This is a genomic window from Mangrovibacter phragmitis (assembly GCF_040429585.1).
GTDB lineage: Bacteria > Pseudomonadota > Gammaproteobacteria > Enterobacterales > Enterobacteriaceae > Mangrovibacter > Mangrovibacter phragmitis.
The window spans coordinates 4,630,974-4,646,859 of record NZ_CP134782.1; the positions used below are offsets into that span (position 1 = coordinate 4,630,974).

General features: G+C 52.7%; 13 protein-coding genes. 8 read left to right on the plus strand and 5 right to left on the minus strand.

What is annotated here, in order from left to right:
- Window positions 1-61 precede the first annotated feature (61 nt).
- The 5 genes from fhuB to hrpB all read right to left on the minus strand — a co-directional run bounded on the left by fhuB (window position 62) and on the right by hrpB (window position 9,157).
- Complete coding sequence (gene fhuB / locus MPHASIOC01_RS22400; RefSeq protein ID WP_064598901.1) at window positions 62-2,044, minus strand: Fe(3+)-hydroxamate ABC transporter permease FhuB; 1,983 nt, start codon at window positions 2,042-2,044, stop codon at window positions 62-64.
- Window positions 2,041-2,934: a Fe(3+)-hydroxamate ABC transporter substrate-binding protein FhuD gene (fhuD, locus tag MPHASIOC01_RS22405; protein ID WP_353613318.1), complete on the minus strand. Its 894-nt coding sequence runs from the start codon at window positions 2,932-2,934 to the stop codon at window positions 2,041-2,043. The genes fhuB and fhuD overlap by 4 nt, the downstream gene beginning before the upstream one ends.
- A complete protein-coding gene (gene fhuC, locus MPHASIOC01_RS22410; protein ID WP_353613319.1) occupies window positions 2,934-3,734 on the minus strand; it encodes a Fe3+-hydroxamate ABC transporter ATP-binding protein FhuC in 801 nt (266 codons plus the stop codon). Before fhuC ends, fhuD begins: the two co-directional genes overlap by 1 nt.
- 325 nt (window positions 3,735-4,059) lie before the next feature.
- Window positions 4,060-6,609: a bifunctional glycosyl transferase/transpeptidase gene (gene mrcB / locus MPHASIOC01_RS22415; protein WP_353614971.1), complete on the minus strand. Its 2,550-nt coding sequence runs from the start codon at window positions 6,607-6,609 to the stop codon at window positions 4,060-4,062.
- 100 nt (window positions 6,610-6,709) lie between these two features.
- Window positions 6,710-9,157 carry an ATP-dependent helicase HrpB gene (gene hrpB, locus MPHASIOC01_RS22420; RefSeq protein WP_353613320.1) on the minus strand — a complete coding sequence of 816 codons (2,448 nt, stop codon included), beginning with the start codon at window positions 9,155-9,157 and terminating at the stop codon, window positions 6,710-6,712.
- A gap of 97 nt (window positions 9,158-9,254) precedes the next feature.
- Between hrpB and thpR the strand changes: the two genes are divergently transcribed.
- The 8 genes from thpR (at window position 9,255) to panC (ending at window position 15,833) form a co-directional block, all read left to right on the plus strand.
- Window positions 9,255-9,794: an RNA 2',3'-cyclic phosphodiesterase gene (thpR, locus tag MPHASIOC01_RS22425; protein WP_064598893.1), complete on the plus strand. Its 540-nt coding sequence runs from the start codon at window positions 9,255-9,257 to the stop codon at window positions 9,792-9,794.
- Window positions 9,794-10,498: a DNA/RNA nuclease SfsA gene (gene sfsA, locus MPHASIOC01_RS22430; protein WP_064598891.1), complete on the plus strand. Its 705-nt coding sequence runs from the start codon at window positions 9,794-9,796 to the stop codon at window positions 10,496-10,498. The genes thpR and sfsA overlap by 1 nt, the downstream gene beginning before the upstream one ends.
- Before the next feature lie 178 nt (window positions 10,499-10,676).
- The gene (gene dksA, locus MPHASIOC01_RS22435) at window positions 10,677-11,132 is read left to right on the plus strand and encodes an RNA polymerase-binding protein DksA (protein WP_036106071.1); all 456 of its coding nucleotides are present in this window, start codon (window positions 10,677-10,679) and stop codon (window positions 11,130-11,132) included.
- A 67-nt stretch (window positions 11,133-11,199) separates the two neighbouring features.
- Window positions 11,200-12,096: a tRNA glutamyl-Q(34) synthetase GluQRS gene (gene gluQRS, locus MPHASIOC01_RS22440; RefSeq protein WP_064598889.1), complete on the plus strand. Its 897-nt coding sequence runs from the start codon at window positions 11,200-11,202 to the stop codon at window positions 12,094-12,096.
- Window positions 12,097-12,146: 50 nt separating this feature from the next.
- Window positions 12,147-13,544, plus strand: coding sequence for a polynucleotide adenylyltransferase PcnB (gene pcnB, locus MPHASIOC01_RS22445; RefSeq protein ID WP_074388817.1), 1,398 nt, complete (start codon window positions 12,147-12,149; stop codon window positions 13,542-13,544).
- On the plus strand, window positions 13,541-14,020 hold the full coding sequence (gene folK / locus MPHASIOC01_RS22450) for a 2-amino-4-hydroxy-6-hydroxymethyldihydropteridine diphosphokinase (protein ID WP_064598887.1): 480 nt from the start codon (window positions 13,541-13,543) through the stop codon (window positions 14,018-14,020). Before pcnB ends, folK begins: the two co-directional genes overlap by 4 nt.
- 151 nt (window positions 14,021-14,171) lie before the next feature.
- On the plus strand, window positions 14,172-14,966 hold the full coding sequence (gene panB / locus MPHASIOC01_RS22455) for a 3-methyl-2-oxobutanoate hydroxymethyltransferase (RefSeq protein WP_064598886.1): 795 nt from the start codon (window positions 14,172-14,174) through the stop codon (window positions 14,964-14,966).
- A gap of 12 nt (window positions 14,967-14,978) precedes the next feature.
- Entirely contained in the window at window positions 14,979-15,833 is an 855-nt protein-coding gene (gene panC / locus MPHASIOC01_RS22460) for a pantoate--beta-alanine ligase (protein WP_353613321.1), read from the plus strand.
- The last annotated feature ends 53 nt before the right edge of the window (window positions 15,834-15,886 follow it).

Consider the following 15,886-nt stretch of genomic DNA (forward strand, 5'->3'; position numbering starts at 1 on the left):
GGTAAACAATAAAGTAAGCGTGTTAAGGCAGCCTGGTTTACTGACCGGGCTGCCTCACAGGTCAGTGAGTTTGCTTACGCAACAGGTAAACAAAATAGGGCGCGCCAATAAAAGTGGCGAGTAACCCGGCAGGTACCTGGTATGGAAACAGTAACATGCGGCCCAGCCAGTCGGCAGACATCATCAACACCCCACCTAACAACGCAGCAATGACCAGTTGTGGTAATGTCCTGCGAAATCCCATCATGCGGGTGATATGTGGAGCCATCAAACCGACAAAACTTAATGGCCCTATGGTCAGCGTTGCGGCTGCAGTCAGCGCGGCAGCTAACAGCAATAAGCCAATGCGCACAGGTGTCAGTGCCAGTCCTACCGAGCGTGACATTTCACTTCCCAGTGGGAGTACAGTCAACCAGCGTCCGCACAGTGGTGTCACGGCCAGAAGCACAACCATGATTACCGTTGCCCGGACAGCCTGCTCCCCAGAAACATTATAAGTTGAACCAGAAAGCCAGGTCAGAACTTGCGCCATACGCGGATCACCACTGGCCTGAAGCATCATCAGTAACATCGTAAAAGCGGTACTGAGCGCCATCCCAGCCAGCAACATTCGTTGCGGAGAAAATCCGCCTTTGCCGGCAACTAACAAAATCACTACTAATGTAGCCGCAGCCCCCAGGCACCCGGCAGGCAGCAACCAGGCAAACGCATCACCAGGAACAAAAAACAGCATTAACACCACGCCGAATGCGGCTCCGGAGCTGATACCCAGGACTTCCGGGCTTGCCATGCCATTACCCGTGAGGCGCTGAATAATACACCCGGCGGCAGCCAGCATACACCCGGCACTCAGGGCAGATAATACGCGCGGCCAACGCCAGAACAACAGTGTGTCCAGTTCATGCCCTGTGGCAAAAAACCAGCCATGGCTGCCGCGCCCCAGTGATAACGCCACTCCAGTCAGTAATAGCAAGATGCCTGCGCCAACCAGAGCGAACCACGCCACATGTTGGCGCTCTGGTGTCACACTGTCGCCCTGAGCCAAAGACGGCGCGTTCAGTGACCGCAGGCGCGGCAGCAACCATAATAACAATGGCGTACCAACCAACGATGTCATAGTACCCGTGGATATTTCCCGCCACTCCCGGGTCAATAACACAATCACCTGGTCTGATAGCCATAAAATCAACGCGCCAATGACGGGAGCCAGCAACAAACGGCTGGTCAGCCTGCGGGCACCCAACAGCTTTGCCAGGAGAGGTGCAAACAGCCCAATAAAGCCAATAATCCCTACGGCATTGACCAGCATTGCACTGATACCTGTTGCCAGGATAAGTGTGGCAAAACGTGCCAGTGACAACATCAGCCCCAAATTACGGGCAACGCCATCATCCAGCCCCAACAACGTTAATGGGCGTAGTAATAGCACGGTCATCAGTACACCGACAACCAGCACCGGCCATAACCGGGTAACCCCCAGCCAGTCCGTCTGATTCAGTGCGCCAGTGCTCCACAAAAACATGCTCTGTAACTGGTCATGGTGAAAAATCACCAACAGCTGGTTCACCGCACCGCAATACAGGCTGACCACCAGCCCGGCAAGAATGAGCGTAACCGGTGACAGGCGTTTGCCCCAGGCAACACCAAAGACCAGTGCTCCGACTATGCAGGCACCAAACAGTGCGGAAAATTGCTGAGCCAGCGCACCACCAGGCAAAACCCACAAGGTAGACACAGTAATGCCCAGTTGTGCCCCGGTCGCCACACCTAATGTGGTAGGTTCGGCCAGAGGGTTGCGTAACACCTGCTGGAATAACACCCCGACCAGCCCCAGCCCTGCCCCGACCATTAGCGACATCACCAGGCGAGGTAATGCACTGTAGTGGAATAACATCTGGTTGACTGCATCAGGTGAGGGCGACCAGAATGCGGCAGGCCAGTCCGTCAAAGGCAATAAAGCCTGTAAATTAAACAGAGTCAGCCCAGTACCACACAACAGAATGGCAGCAAACACGCCAGGTGAAATATGCACAGTACGCGTCACTTTTTCTCCCCCAGCGTTTGGCTCAGAACACGGCCAAAATGCATGGCTGAGAGTGTGGCACCATAAAACCAGACCGCAGGAACCCGATGAAAGCGGTTCTGGCGCACAAAAGGCATTGACTGCCATAAAGGTGTGTGGGTAATGGCCCGTTCAGTTGCGTTGTCGCCATGCCCGAAACACAATACGTCTGCATCGCGGATATCCGCCAGGCGTTCAACACCAACAATCGCACTGCCCCAAAAAGTCACCTCCCCCTGCCAGGCATTCTCAATACCCAGCGGATCCAGCACTTGCTGGAATAAGCTGTTATTACCAAGCACTAAAGCATGGTGAGATTCAAGTAAGCTCATCAGCAATACCGGGCGTTTCCCCCGGTGCGCAAATGTCGTTCTCAGGCCATCAATAAACTGATCGTATTGCCCGAGGTGGGTTTGCGCAGCCTGCTGCATATCAAGCAACTCTGCCATCTGGACTAAAGATCGCCGTGCTACATCCAGCGGGTGTTTACCATCAGTAAAAGTAAACCCCTGCCCGGGGGCGATACGGGACAATTTCGTTGCAGCCGGGCCATATCCCGCAGACCAGACAATCAACGAGGGCTTCATGCTGGCCAGCAACTCCAGATTAGGTTCAGTACGCAAACCTAAGTCGATAACCGAGTCTGGCAGGGCTGGTTCACTAACCCAGCGGCGATAATTGGGAATATCTGCCACACCATATGGGGTAACACCCAGTGCAACCAATAACTCAACCGGTAACCATTCCAGTGCGGCAACACGGTGGGGATTTATTCGTGCCGCCAGCGCATTCTGTGATTTCAGCCATAACGGTGAGGAGGCCATCAGCGTGAGTAACTGACGGCGGGATAAAGAAGAGAATAACGATTTCATCAGCAAACAAAACTCACTGGCGCACCACCCGCCGGGTGAGGCAAGGTTCCCATGGGAATACCGTAAATCATGGACAGCGTTTCAGGTTGCATGATGTGTTCAGGTTCTCCCTGAGCAATCATCTGCCCACCGCGCAGTGCGACTAAATAGTCGCAATACCTGGCCGCCATATTGATATCATGCAGCACCGCAATCACAGTTAAACCACGTTGTTCACTGAGCCGGTGAATCAGTGCCAGCACTTCAACCTGATGAGCAATATCCAGCGCAGAGGTGGGTTCATCAAGCAACAAACACTGGCTGTTTTGCGCCACCATCATCGCTATCCATGCCCGCTGGCGTTCACCACCAGACAAGCTATCTACCAGGCGTTGGGCAAAGGGTTTCAAGCCAACCAGGGCGATTGCGTCTTCGACATGTTGCCGGTCTTCGGCACTAAACCGCCCTAACGCGCCATGCCAGGGATAACGCCCTATCGCAACCAGTTCCCGAACGGTCATCCCTTCAGCTGCTGGTAACTGTTGTGGCAAATATGCAACACGCCGCGCACATGCCTTACTGTTCCATGTTTCCAGTGGCGCATTACCCAGTGTTATCTGCCCTTCACTCGGTGTTTGGTGGCGCCCTAACATTTTCAACAATGTTGATTTTCCTGAGCCATTGTGGCCTATCAGACCAGTAACTTTACCTTCCGGAAAAGCCAGACTCAGCGGGTGAAGTAATGTACGCCCGGGCACCCGAAACGTAACATTATCAAGGCTGAAAGTGATAGGAGTTGTTGTGTTCTGTGTATCCTGCATGGTGCCAACGTCGCCCTGACGGTGTATGAATTAAAAAACGGTGCAGCAACACCCGGTAATATAATGAATTCCCGGTGAGTATCACGCCCCCGGCAAGTGAAAACAGGAACGCAAACGAGAATTATTATTATAATCGATGAATAATATGCGAACTGGGCAGCCTGAAGCAAGCCTGAATGGCGGGTTTACATATAGCCAGATTTTCCCTTCTGACCACTGACTGTATTACGTTTTACAGTATTAGTAAGAGAAAGCCCCTGTATGTCGACTGCTTCCCCATAACTAAAATGGGAAAACAGTATGCCATTGTACAGGGGCTGTATGGTTAATTACTGCCGAACATTTCTTTTATCCAGCCAGCCACACCATCACTCTTCTGTTGTTGAGGCTGTTGCTGTTGCGGTTGTTGCGGTTGCTGGGACGGTTGCCCTTGCTGCCCATCAGCCGCAGGTGGTTGCTGAGACATTGGCTGAGACTGCTGGCACAGCACTGACGGGTCGGTGGTCCAGACCGGTAATGTACGTACACCACCACCGTTGCACTGGAACTGCCCCATATCGTCCACGCTCATGTCGACAATGTCCTCAGGTGGCACCAAATCCAGCGGCATTGGCGACTCATTACTGAGATAGCGCTGATACAGCGTCATTGCCCCACTTGAACCATAAAAACGTGTTGGCTGGTTATTATCACGGCCAAGCCAGGTAATCACGACCTCACGGCCATCAATCCCCGCAAACCAGCTATCCACCAGATTGTTCGTCGTCCCGGTTTTACCGGCCAAATGCAGTTTCGGGAACTTCAAACTCAGTGCATGGCCGGTACCACGGCTAACCACCTGTTGCATGGTATAGAGCGTCAGATAGGCAGCCTGAGCCGGTACAGCCCGTTCCGCCTGCGGGAAGCTCTGATACAGCACAGTACCATCTTCACCAATTACAGAACGTAATACGGATAATGTCGCCCGGTTTCCACCGCTGGCAATGGTCTGGAATGCCTGTGCCACCTCAATCGGGGTAAGGTTCAATGCACCCAGCAACATCGCTGGTACCGGTGTCAGTTGGTCTTTGGACACCCCCAGTTTTTGCCAGGTATCAACAATAGAAGACAGGCCCAGCGTCATCCCCAGGTTAACCGTCGGCACGTTCATTGAACGCGTGAGCGCATCCACCAACATCACCTGCCCGCTGAAGCGCTTATCATCGTTTTGCGGCGACCAGGTTTGGCCATTGGATAAACGCAAAGTGATAGGCGCATCAGCAATCCAGGTATTCAGGCGATACTGATTAGGCTGACTCAGTGCCGTCAGGTATGTAGCCGGTTTTGCCAAAGAACCAATAGAGCGACGTGCCTGAAGCGCGCGGTTATACCCGGCAAACTGAGGATTCGCTCCACCAACAATCGCCCGAACTTCCCCTGTGAAGCGGTCGACAACAACCATCGCCGTTTCCAGATCGCTCAATTTACGTTGTTTACGTAATTGTGGGATCCCTTCGGTCACTGCTTTTTCTGCGGCATCCTGGGAAACCTGATCAAATGTCGTGAAAATTTTCACCCCGGAGAGATCTTTGACCTTGTCGCCCAGTTTCTGCTGTAACTCCTGTTTAACCAGTTGCATAAACGCAGGCTGTGGTGAAATCACACCACCACGCGGCTGCACACCTAACGGGCGCGCACTTAGCGTGTTATAGAGATCCTGGTCAATAACTTTCTGCTCCTGCAACAAGCGCAATACGATATTACGCCGCTCCAGTGCCAGTTTTGGCCGGCTCCACGGATTATACAATGACGCCCCTTTCACCATACCAACCAGCAACGCCTGTTGATCCAGGCTCAGCTCTTCTACCGGTCGGCCAAAGTAATACAGGCTGGCAAGCGGGAAACCGCGAATCTCATTATTGCCACTCTGCCCCAGATAGACTTCATTCAGGTAGAGTTCCAGAATACGGTCTTTGCTGTAGCGGGCGTCCATAATCAGCGCCATATAGGCTTCATTGGCCTTACGCCACAAAGAACGCTCATTGGTCAAAAACAGGTTTTTGACCAACTGCTGCGTCAGAGTACTCCCCCCCTGAACAGCACGCCCGGCAGTAATATTCGCGATAAACGCACGGCCAATGGAGTACAGGCTTATCCCGTCATGTTCATAGAAATGCCGATCTTCTGTGGCAATCAGCGTGTCCACCAGCAGGTCAGGGAAGCCTGAGCGTTTCACAAACAAGCGTTCTTCACCATTGGGCGAAGACAGCATGGTTATCAGACGCGGGTCGAGACGCAACAGACCAAAACTGCGGCCATTGTCCATGTTCTGGATGGAATCCAGGTGATCACCATTAAACACCAGACGTGCCCGTACCTGACCTTCCTTGCCATCAGGGAAATCAAATGGACGGCGGATCATCTCAATACTGTTCGCCTGGACAGTAAACTCACCAGGGCGCGTCATCCGCGTCACCTGACGGTATTGCGTTGCTTCCAGCAAATTGATCATCTCTTTTTTGCTGGTGGGCATATCGGGTTCCAGGTTTACCATGCGGCCATAAACGGCTGCCGGTAATTGCCAAACCTGCCCGTCAATACGGCTGCGGATTTTCTGGTCGAGGTAAACCCCATATGCAGCGACAATCACTGCAAAAACAATGAACAGTTTTACCAGTAACCACAGCAACCAGCGCTTTTTGCCCGGAGGGCTCTTTTTCTTACCTTTCCGTTTACTCGGCATGGGCTCCTCGTCTTCGTCCTCATACTCATCGTCGTAATCGTCGTATTCGTCATCGTAATCATCATCCCGATGCCCGCGACGGCTTGCTTTCGGTTTTGAAGGACGGCCAGATTTGGGTTTACGTCCGATTGGTTCGCGGTCATTCCCCGCCATGCTTTTTCTCCAAAAAAACGCCAGGCGCAGGCGTTTGATTCTCATTGCTTGCGCCAATTCTGAAACAAGAAATCTCTCAAAAAACAGATAACCGCCTGATTCAGACTGGCGGTTGGTACTTTTTCGTCCTGCGGGTCGGCGCAGTTGTCGCGGGTGAGTCCGGCCAGAGATGCTTGGGATAACGCCCTTTCATCTCTTTTTGGACCTCCCGATACGCCCCTTGCCAGAACCCGCTCAAATCACTGGTTACCTGCAGCGGGCGCATTGCCGGTGAAAGCAGTTCCAGTGTTAGCGGAACACGATTCTGTGCAATACATGGGGTCACAGCTTCGCCATACATTTCCTGCATTCTTACCGAGAGTATTGGGGGTTTATCACTAAAATAACGAATGGCAACCCGACTCCCGGTGGGCACAGTGTAATGAGTTGGTAGCTCACTATCCAGACGTTGACGTAATGACCAGTCCAGTAAATTGCAAAGAGCTTTAACTAAATCCACATTCAGCAAAGCCTGTCGAGAACTAATCTGTTGAATTTCCGGTGCCAGCCAGGTGTCAATATTTGCCAATAATGCGTCATCATCCACACACGGCCAGTTGTACTCGGGCAACCAGTTCGCCGCACAGGCAATTCGCACCCGCATTTGTTGTGACGCTTCAGTCCAGTTCAGGGCGGACAAACCTTTATCACGTATGCCATTCAAAATCGCCTGAGTCATATCCGCCTGAGAAGGCCTGGCAAGTGGCTGGCTCTTCACCACCAACTCACCAATTTGCCAACGGCGAATAGCGCGCAATGTTCCCTGCTCTTCATGCCATTCCACACTGTCGCGCACTGCAACCAGGTGCCCCATTTCTGCCTGTACAGCGTCAATATCCAGCGGCAGCGCAAGCAGGATCCGGGCATCGGGTGACTGGTTGCCCTGTAACAGACTCACAGCGACCAGCCAGTCATAGCGGTGCAGTGCATTATCCTGGTCCAGCATTGCCCCCATACCATTCGCCAGTTGATAGCGCCCACTCTGTCCCCGCCGCCTGGCGATACGGTCAGCATAAGCCAAAGCCAACAACCGGGTTGCACACTGGCTATTCACTTCACCTACGGGTTCTTTCCTGTGGACACGCTGTAACAATTGCCGGGCGCGTTGGTTCCACTGAGGCGTATTGCGGTACAGTAAAATATTCAAATCACCATCAGCGCCTCTGGGTGGTTCTTCTATAATTGCCACTAATTTTGCCGCTGTCGCACGCTCATCTGCATCTCGCGCATTAGCCAGCATCACACCGGCGCGCGGCTCAACACCACAGGCAGCAACCTGGCGCCCCAGTTCAGTGAGCCGCCATTGCGCATCCATAACACCTAACAGTTGTAGTAAGGTTTGCGCAGCTGTTACCGCAGCATGTGGGGGCGCATCCAGCCAGGTCAACGCTGTAACATCATGGCAGCCCCATTGTGCAAGCTCCAGCAACAGCCCACTCATATCGCTGTGCAGAATATCAGGTTCGCTTTGTAGTGGTGCCCGTTCTGCCTGCTCTTTGCTGGTCAAATGGACACAAATACCCGGCTCAAGCCGCCCGGCACGACCAGCGCGTTGAGTCATAGAAGCCTGACTAATACGCAGCGTTTCCAGACGCGTTAATCCGGTACGGATATCAAACCGGGCTGCACGCTCCTGAGCGCTGTCCACCACCAGCCGTATGCCTTCAATCGTCAGACTGGTTTCAGCAATATTGGTTGCCAGCACCACCTTTCTTAAACCTTCTCCGGCAGGAAGAATCGCTTTGCGTTGTTCTGACAGCGGTAATGCGCCATACAAAGGACACAACACCACATCATCACTAATAAGAGATGACAAGGCCTCCTGCACACGCTGAATTTCACCAACACCGGGCAAAAACAACAACAAAGAGCCCGCTTCTTCCCGTAATAACTGGCTCACTGCACGGGCAACAGCCACATCAAAAGGGATATGGCTGGCCAGAGCCTGGTAACGGCGCTCGACGGGAAAAGCACGCCCCTGCGAAACCACCACTGGCGCATCAGGTAAACAAGTGCTCAGACGTTCATCATCCAGGGTTGCCGACATAATCAGTACCCGCAGGTCGTCACGCAACCCCGTTTGAACATCCAGCAATAACGCCAGAGCCATATCAGCCTGAAGACTACGCTCGTGAAATTCATCCAGTATGACCAGCGCCACACCGCTAAGCTCAGGATCCTGCTGAATCATGCGCGTGAGAATCCCTTCGGTGACGACTTCCAGCACAGTACGCGGGCCAACGCAGGTTTGCGCCCGCATGCGGTAACCAACAGTCTCCCCCGGTTCTTCACCCAACAATTCGGCAAGACGCTGCGCGACGTTGCGCGCGGCCAGCCTGCGGGGCTCAAGCAAGATAATCCGCCCTTTAGCGCGAAAATGCGCCAATAATTGCAGTGGCAGCCATGTCGATTTACCTGCACCGGTAGGCGCATTCAGCAAAACCTGCGGTGCCGTGTTCAGCGCACAAACCAGCTCATCCACAACTTCTGCAACAGGTAATAACGACACAGAGCACTCCTGGGGGTTAACATAAAAAGAGCAGCATTGTAGGCTGTACGCTGTGATTATGCACGGCCCGTAACTTTTACCACACCAGCAGACGACTATGCCTGAAACCAAACGGCTCTTTTTTGCCATTGCCCTGCCAACGCCTCTGCAGCAGGAAATTATCGACTGGCGCGCAACACACTTCCCTGAAACCACCGGGCGACCAGTTGCAGCGGCAAACCTTCATCTGACCCTGGCCTTTTTAGGTGATGTTACCGCTGAGAAACAACAAGTATTGATGCAACTGGCCCGCAGAATTCACCAGCGTAGTTTTTCTCTGACACTGGATGACGCCGGGTTATGGATGCGTTCACAGGTGATTTGGCTGGGAACCCGCAGCCCGGCGCGGGGATTACTGTCGCTGGCTGATATGCTGCGTGCGCAAGCGGCGCGCAATGGCTGCTACCAAAGCCCGCAGCCATTCCATCCCCATATCACACTGTGGCGCAACTCAGCGAGCGATGCCAGGCTCCCTGCCCCCGGTTTTAGCTGGTCTTTCACCGTCAATAATTTTGTTCTTTATGAATCACAATTTATCCGGGGCCGTACACGCTATACTCCGCTGGCTGAATTTCCCCTTGAGCACCCGGAGAATTAATGGATTTTTCCCCTGCACTGCGCCCTGCCACATTGGTACGCCGCTATAAACGTTTTCTGGCTGATGTTATTACTGAACAGGGCGAAGCCCTGACACTACATTGCCCTAATACGGGAGCGATGACCGGGTGTGGCAGCCCGGGCGACAAAGTCTGGTATTCCATCTCGGGTAACCCGAAAAGAAAGTATGCCTGCACCTGGGAACTGACAGAAACTCACAGTGGTGATGTTATTTGTGTTAACACACAGCGTGCCAATCAACTCACAGAAGAAACCTTGCGGGATGAATGTATTCCAGCTTTAGCTGGCTATGAAAATATTAAGCGTGAGGTAAAATACGGGCACGAAAACAGCCGGTGCGATTTTATGTTACAGGCATGTAAACAGGTTAACTGCTATATTGAAGTTAAGTCTGTCACGCTCTCGGACGAGGGTCAGGGCTATTTTCCTGATGCAGTGACGACCCGTGGTCAAAAGCATTTGCGTGAACTGATAGCAATTGCGGAACAGGGGGAACGCGCGGTATTACTGTTTGCGGCGTTACACACCGCCATTACCTGTGTCTCGCCCGCCAGCCACATTGATGCGGCCTATGCGCAGTTGCTGAAACAGGCACTGCACAGCGGCGTAGAGGTTTATGCCTGGGGCGCCTCAATCAGCCCTGAAAAAATGGTACTGAACCGCCCGCTCAATGTTGTGGTCTAACAGATTGTTTCGTGTCAGTATGTTGTTGGATAAATGCTGCGCGCGTGAATACGCTTTTCCTCACAGGGTTGTCAAGAGGTGTGTTTATATAATTGCTATCCGGAAAAGCTTCTGTTATTTATAGCGACCTGATTTTCCCCCGACAGGGGATCGATAGTGCGTGTTAAGGAGAAGCAACATGCAAGAAGGGCAAAACCGTAAAACATCGTCCCTGAGTATTCTCGCCATCGCTGGGGTGGAACCATATCAAGAAAAACCGGGCGAAGAGTATATGAACGACGCCCAATTAGCGCACTTCAGGCGCATTCTTGAAGCATGGCGTAATCAGCTCAGGGATGAAGTAGACCGTACCGTAACACACATGCAGGATGAGGCAGCAAACTTCCCGGATCCGGTTGACCGGGCAGCCCAGGAAGAAGAGTTCAGCCTTGAACTGCGTAACCGTGACCGTGAACGTAAGCTGATCAAAAAAATCGAAAAAACGCTTAAGAAAGTGGAAGACGAAGATTTCGGCTACTGCGAATCCTGTGGTGTTGAAATTGGCATTCGTCGTCTGGAAGCCCGTCCTACCGCTGACTTATGCATTGACTGCAAAACACTGGCAGAAATCCGCGAAAAACAAATGGCTGGTTAATCCACCCGCGGTAAATCTCCCTTTCTTCGGCGGGCTTTCCCGCCGAAGCAACCTCCCGCGCTGAATCATGTCTGCAAACAGTTATATTGGGCGTTTCGCTCCCTCACCTTCTGGCGAGTTACATTTCGGTTCCCTGATTGCCGCATTAGGCAGTTATCTCCAGGCTCGTTCCTGTCTGGGCGTCTGGCTGGTGCGTATCGAAGATATCGACCCGCCTCGCGAAGTGCCGGGGGCTGCCACCACGATTTTGCGCCAGCTTGAACATTATGGGTTGCACTGGGATGGCGAGGTATTGTGGCAATCGCACCGTCACCAGGCATACCGGGATGCTCTGCACTGGCTGGCAAGCCAGAACATGAGCTATTTTTGTACCTGTACCCGGGCTCAGATTCAGGCCAGTGGGGGTTTTTACCCAGGCTGGTGCCGGGATAAACACCATAGCGCCGGGCACGCTGCGATTCGGCTACGACAAACCCATCCAGTTACCCATTTTCACGATAAACTGCGTGGCGAGATATACGCCAGCGATGCAATGGCCAGGGAAGATTTTATCATTCATCGGCGTGACGGGCTGTTCGCCTACAACCTGGCTGTTGTGGTTGATGACCATTTCCAGGGGGTAACAGAAATCGTGCGTGGCGCCGACCTGATTGAACCGACAGTGCGCCAAATAGCGTTATACCGGTATTTTGGCTGGGCTGAACCTGGCTATATTCATTTACCCCTTGCCTGTAACGCGCATGGCGATAAATTATCCAAGCAAAACCACGCACCAGCGCTGCCACAAGGCGACCCAAGGCCCGTTCTTGTCCAGGCGTTAGCATTTCTTAACCAACCCGTTCCACCCGGCTGGCAAGACCTGAATACTGGTGAGTTGCTGGCTTTTGCAGTAAAAAACTGGCAATTAAGTCATGTTCCGGCTACGGTCAGCGCGAATCCGGCATTCTCAAATGGTGAACACTGAGCTATGATTAGCCGCTGTTTTATCCCGACCACGATACACAGAGGTGCAACATTTTTACCCGAGTCGCTAATTTTTGCCGTAAGGTGCTAAACCGCGAGGAGTCTGAAACTCCTGAGGTGCTTATGCAACCGAAGATGACCGTTATCCCGCGAGAACAGCATACGATCTCCCGCAAAGATATCAGTGAAAATGCCCTCAAGGTACTTTACCGGCTAAATAAAGCAGGCTATGACGCGCTGCTGGTAGGTGGTGGTGTCCGGGATTTACTCCTCGGCGCTCGCCCAAAAGATTTTGATGTCACCACAAGTGCCACACCGGAGCAAGTGCGCAAACTGTTCCGTAATTGTCGCCTGGTCGGGCGCCGGTTTCGTCTGGCTCATGTTATGTTCGGCCCGGAAATTATCGAAGTTGCCACCTTCCGTGGTCATCACGAATTACATGACAGTGACAGAACCACATCTCAGCTCGGCCAGAATGGCATGTTGCTGCGCGATAACATCTTCGGGTCGATTGAAGAAGACGCCCAACGGCGTGACTTTACAATTAACAGCCTTTATTACAATGTCGCTGACTTTACGATTCGTGATTATGTCGGTGGTCTGCAAGACTTGCAGGAAGGCATTATTCGCCTGATTGGCGACCCGGAAACACGTTACCGGGAAGACCCGGTACGTATGCTGCGTGCCGTTCGTTTTGCCGCCAAATTGAATATGACAATCAGCCCGGAAACAGCCGAGCCGATTCCACGCCTTGCTTCTCTGCTAAATGATGTTCCCCCTGCCCGCCTGTTTGAAGAATCGCTTAAAATGCTGCAGGCGGGTTATGGTTACCGGACTTATCAGCTACTGTGCCAGTACCAACTTTTTCAACCCCTGTTTCCGGGTATTGCGCGCTATTTCACCGAGCATGGTGACAGCCCGATGGAGCGTATTATCACCCGGGTACTCAAGAACACCGACTCGCGTTTGCAGAATGATTTGCGCGTGAACCCGGCGTTTTTGTTTGCGGCGATTTACTGGTATCCCCAACAGGAAATGGCGCAAAAAATTGCTCATGAAGGTGGTTTGACCTGGTTTGACGCTTTTTCGCTGGCCATGAATGACTTGCTGGACGAAGCGTGCCGCTCACTGGCTATCCCGAAACGCATTACCACCATTATCCGTGATATCTGGCAATTACAATTACGTCTCTCACGCCGCCAGGGTAAACGTGCATGGAAATTGATGGAACATCCAAAATTCCGTGCAGCATACGATTTACTGGAAATGCGGGCTGAAGCGGAACGTAACCCGGAATTACAGCGCCTTGCTCAATGGTGGGGTGAATTCCAGGCTGCAACACCGCCGGTGCAAAAAGAAATGCTCAACCAGCTAGGTGATGACAGTCCCGCTCGCCGTAAGCGCCATCGCCCCCGCCGGAGAACCCCGAGACGTGAAGGCAATTCATGACGCGGGTTTATATCGCTATTGGCAGCAACCTGGCGTCTCCACTAAACCAGGTAGAGGCTGCCATTGATGCACTGAAACAATTGCCTGATAGCCAGGTGGTTGCTGTCTCGCCTTTTTTCCGTACCCCACCCCTTGGGCCGCAGGATCAGCCTGATTACCTGAATGCCGCCGTTGCGCTGGACACAACCCTCACGCCTCTGGCTTTGCTGGATAACACGCAGGAAATTGAACGCCAACAAGGACGGGTACGTAAAGCAGAACGCTGGGGGCCGCGAACTCTGGATCTGGATATCATGCTGTATGGCAATGACACCATTGAGAATGAACGCCTGACCATCCCGCATTACGATATGAAGCATCGTATGTTCATGCTCTGGCCTTTGTTCCAACTGGCACCAGATTTATTTTTCCCTGATGGGCAAAGTTTGCGTGACTGCCTGTCCTGCCTGAAAGATACCCCGCCAGAACGCTGGTAGTCGTTTTTTCGAGCTGGATCATTTCAGTCAGTCGAGTGCTGTTTTTCTGTTCACCCGTCAACCGAATTCAGCGCAAAATAACTAACACCTCCCCCCACATTCTTCTAGAATGCCCTGTCCTATATTTTTCCTATGATGCGACGGGGTAACCATGAAACCAACCACCATGACTCACCTGCGCCAGCTAAAAGACCAGAACAAGAAATTTGCGACTATAACCGCCTACGATTTTAGTTTTGCAAAACTCTTTTTCGATGAAGGGATTCGGGTAATGCTGGTCGGCGATTCTCTGGGGATGACCGTTCAGGGGCACGATTCCACTTTGCCTGTAACAGTTGCAGATATTGCCTATCACACAACCGCAGTACGCCGTGGCGCGCCGGAATGCCTGTTACTGGCTGATTTGCCTTTTATGGCGTATGCCACGCCGGAGCAAGCCTTTGAGAATGCGGCAACCGTGATGCGTGCCGGAGCCAATATGGTAAAACTCGAAGGGGGAAGCTGGCTTGCAGATACCGTGCGTATGCTTACCGAGCGTGCTGTGCCGGTTTGCGGCCACCTGGGGCTGACGCCACAGTCAGTCAATATTTTCGGTGGTTATAAAGTTCAGGGCCGTGATACTGCTGCCGCAGCAACCCTGTTTGATGACGCCAAAGCACTTGAAGCGGCAGGGGCACAAATGCTGGTGCTGGAGTGTGTTCCGGTAGCTTTAGCTGAACGGGTAACCCAAGCGTTATCCATTCCGGTGATTGGTATTGGTGCAGGTAATGTCACTGACGGGCAGATTCTTGTGATGCATGATGCATTCGGGATCACCGGCGGGCATATCCCGAAATTTGCTAAAGATTTTCTTCGTGAAACGGGTGATATACGCGCAGCCGTTCGGGCCTACGTTCACGAAGTCGAAACGGGTGTTTATCCGGGTGAAGAACATAGTTTTCAGTAACGGGAGTAGGTTGTGTTAATTGTTGAATCACTCAGCGTCCTGCGCCAGCACATTCGTGAATGGCGGCAGGCAGGAAAGCGCATTGCGCTGGTTCCCACTATGGGCAACCTGCACGATGGCCATATGACACTGGTTGATGAAGCCCGTCGCCATGCCGATATTGTTGTTGTTTCTGTTTTTGTGAACCCAATGCAATTTGACCGGGCGGATGACCTGGCGCGTTACCCGCGCACACTGCAGGAAGATTGTGAAAAGCTCAATCGCCGCCGCGTGGATCTGGTCTTTGCACCCGCGCCATCCGAAATCTACCCTCAGGGGATGGATACCCAGACCTATGTAGAAGTTCCCGGGCTCTCCACCATGCTGGAAGGTGCCAGCCGCCCCGGTCATTTCCGCGGTGTTGCGACCATTGTCAGCAAGTTACTGAACCTGGTTCAGCCTGATGTTGCCTGCTTTGGTGAGAAAGACTACCAGCAACTGGCTCTGATTCGCAAAATGGTGGCGGATATGGGCTATGACACAGAGATTGTTGGCGTACCTATTGTACGCGCGAAAGATGGCCTGGCACTCAGTTCACGCAATGGTTACCTGACCAGTGAGCAGCGAAAACTCGCGCCTGGGCTGTACCAGGTGATGAACACTGTTGCGGAAAAACTGCGTCAGGGAGAACGGAGCCTGGATGAAATTCTGGCTCTGGCAGCCGCAGAACTGAATGAAAAAGGTCTGCGTAGCGATGATCTGCAAATTCGTGATGCGGACTCACTTGAAGCACTGAGTGAACAAAGCAAAGCCGCTGTGATTCTGATGGCGGCATGGCTCGGGCAGGCACGCCTGATTGATAATATGGTCGTTACACTGACACGCTAGACAGTGTACATAAAACGGGCAATACTGCCCTGGTTCCGGTGTGTTGAGGCACA

What these genes read in the sequence shown, in the direction of transcription:
- fhuD (WP_353613318.1), bottom strand. Translation starts at nt 2,934, where the DNA reads ATGAAATCGTTATTCTCTTCTTTATCCCGCCGTCAGTTACTCACGCTG.
- fhuC (WP_353613319.1), bottom strand. Translation starts at nt 3,734, where the DNA reads ATGCAGGATACACAGAACACAACAACTCCTATCACTTTCAGCCTTGAT.
- mrcB (WP_353614971.1), bottom strand. Translation starts at nt 6,609, where the DNA reads ATGGCGGGGAATGACCGCGAACCAATCGGACGTAAACCCAAATCTGGC.
- thpR (WP_064598893.1), top strand. Translation starts at nt 9,255, where the DNA reads ATGCCTGAAACCAAACGGCTCTTTTTTGCCATTGCCCTGCCAACGCCT.
- sfsA (WP_064598891.1), top strand. Translation starts at nt 9,794, where the DNA reads ATGGATTTTTCCCCTGCACTGCGCCCTGCCACATTGGTACGCCGCTAT.
- dksA (WP_036106071.1), top strand. Translation starts at nt 10,677, where the DNA reads ATGCAAGAAGGGCAAAACCGTAAAACATCGTCCCTGAGTATTCTCGCC.
- gluQRS (WP_064598889.1), top strand. Translation starts at nt 11,200, where the DNA reads ATGTCTGCAAACAGTTATATTGGGCGTTTCGCTCCCTCACCTTCTGGC.
- folK (WP_064598887.1), top strand. Translation starts at nt 13,541, where the DNA reads ATGACGCGGGTTTATATCGCTATTGGCAGCAACCTGGCGTCTCCACTA.
- panB (WP_064598886.1), top strand. Translation starts at nt 14,172, where the DNA reads ATGAAACCAACCACCATGACTCACCTGCGCCAGCTAAAAGACCAGAAC.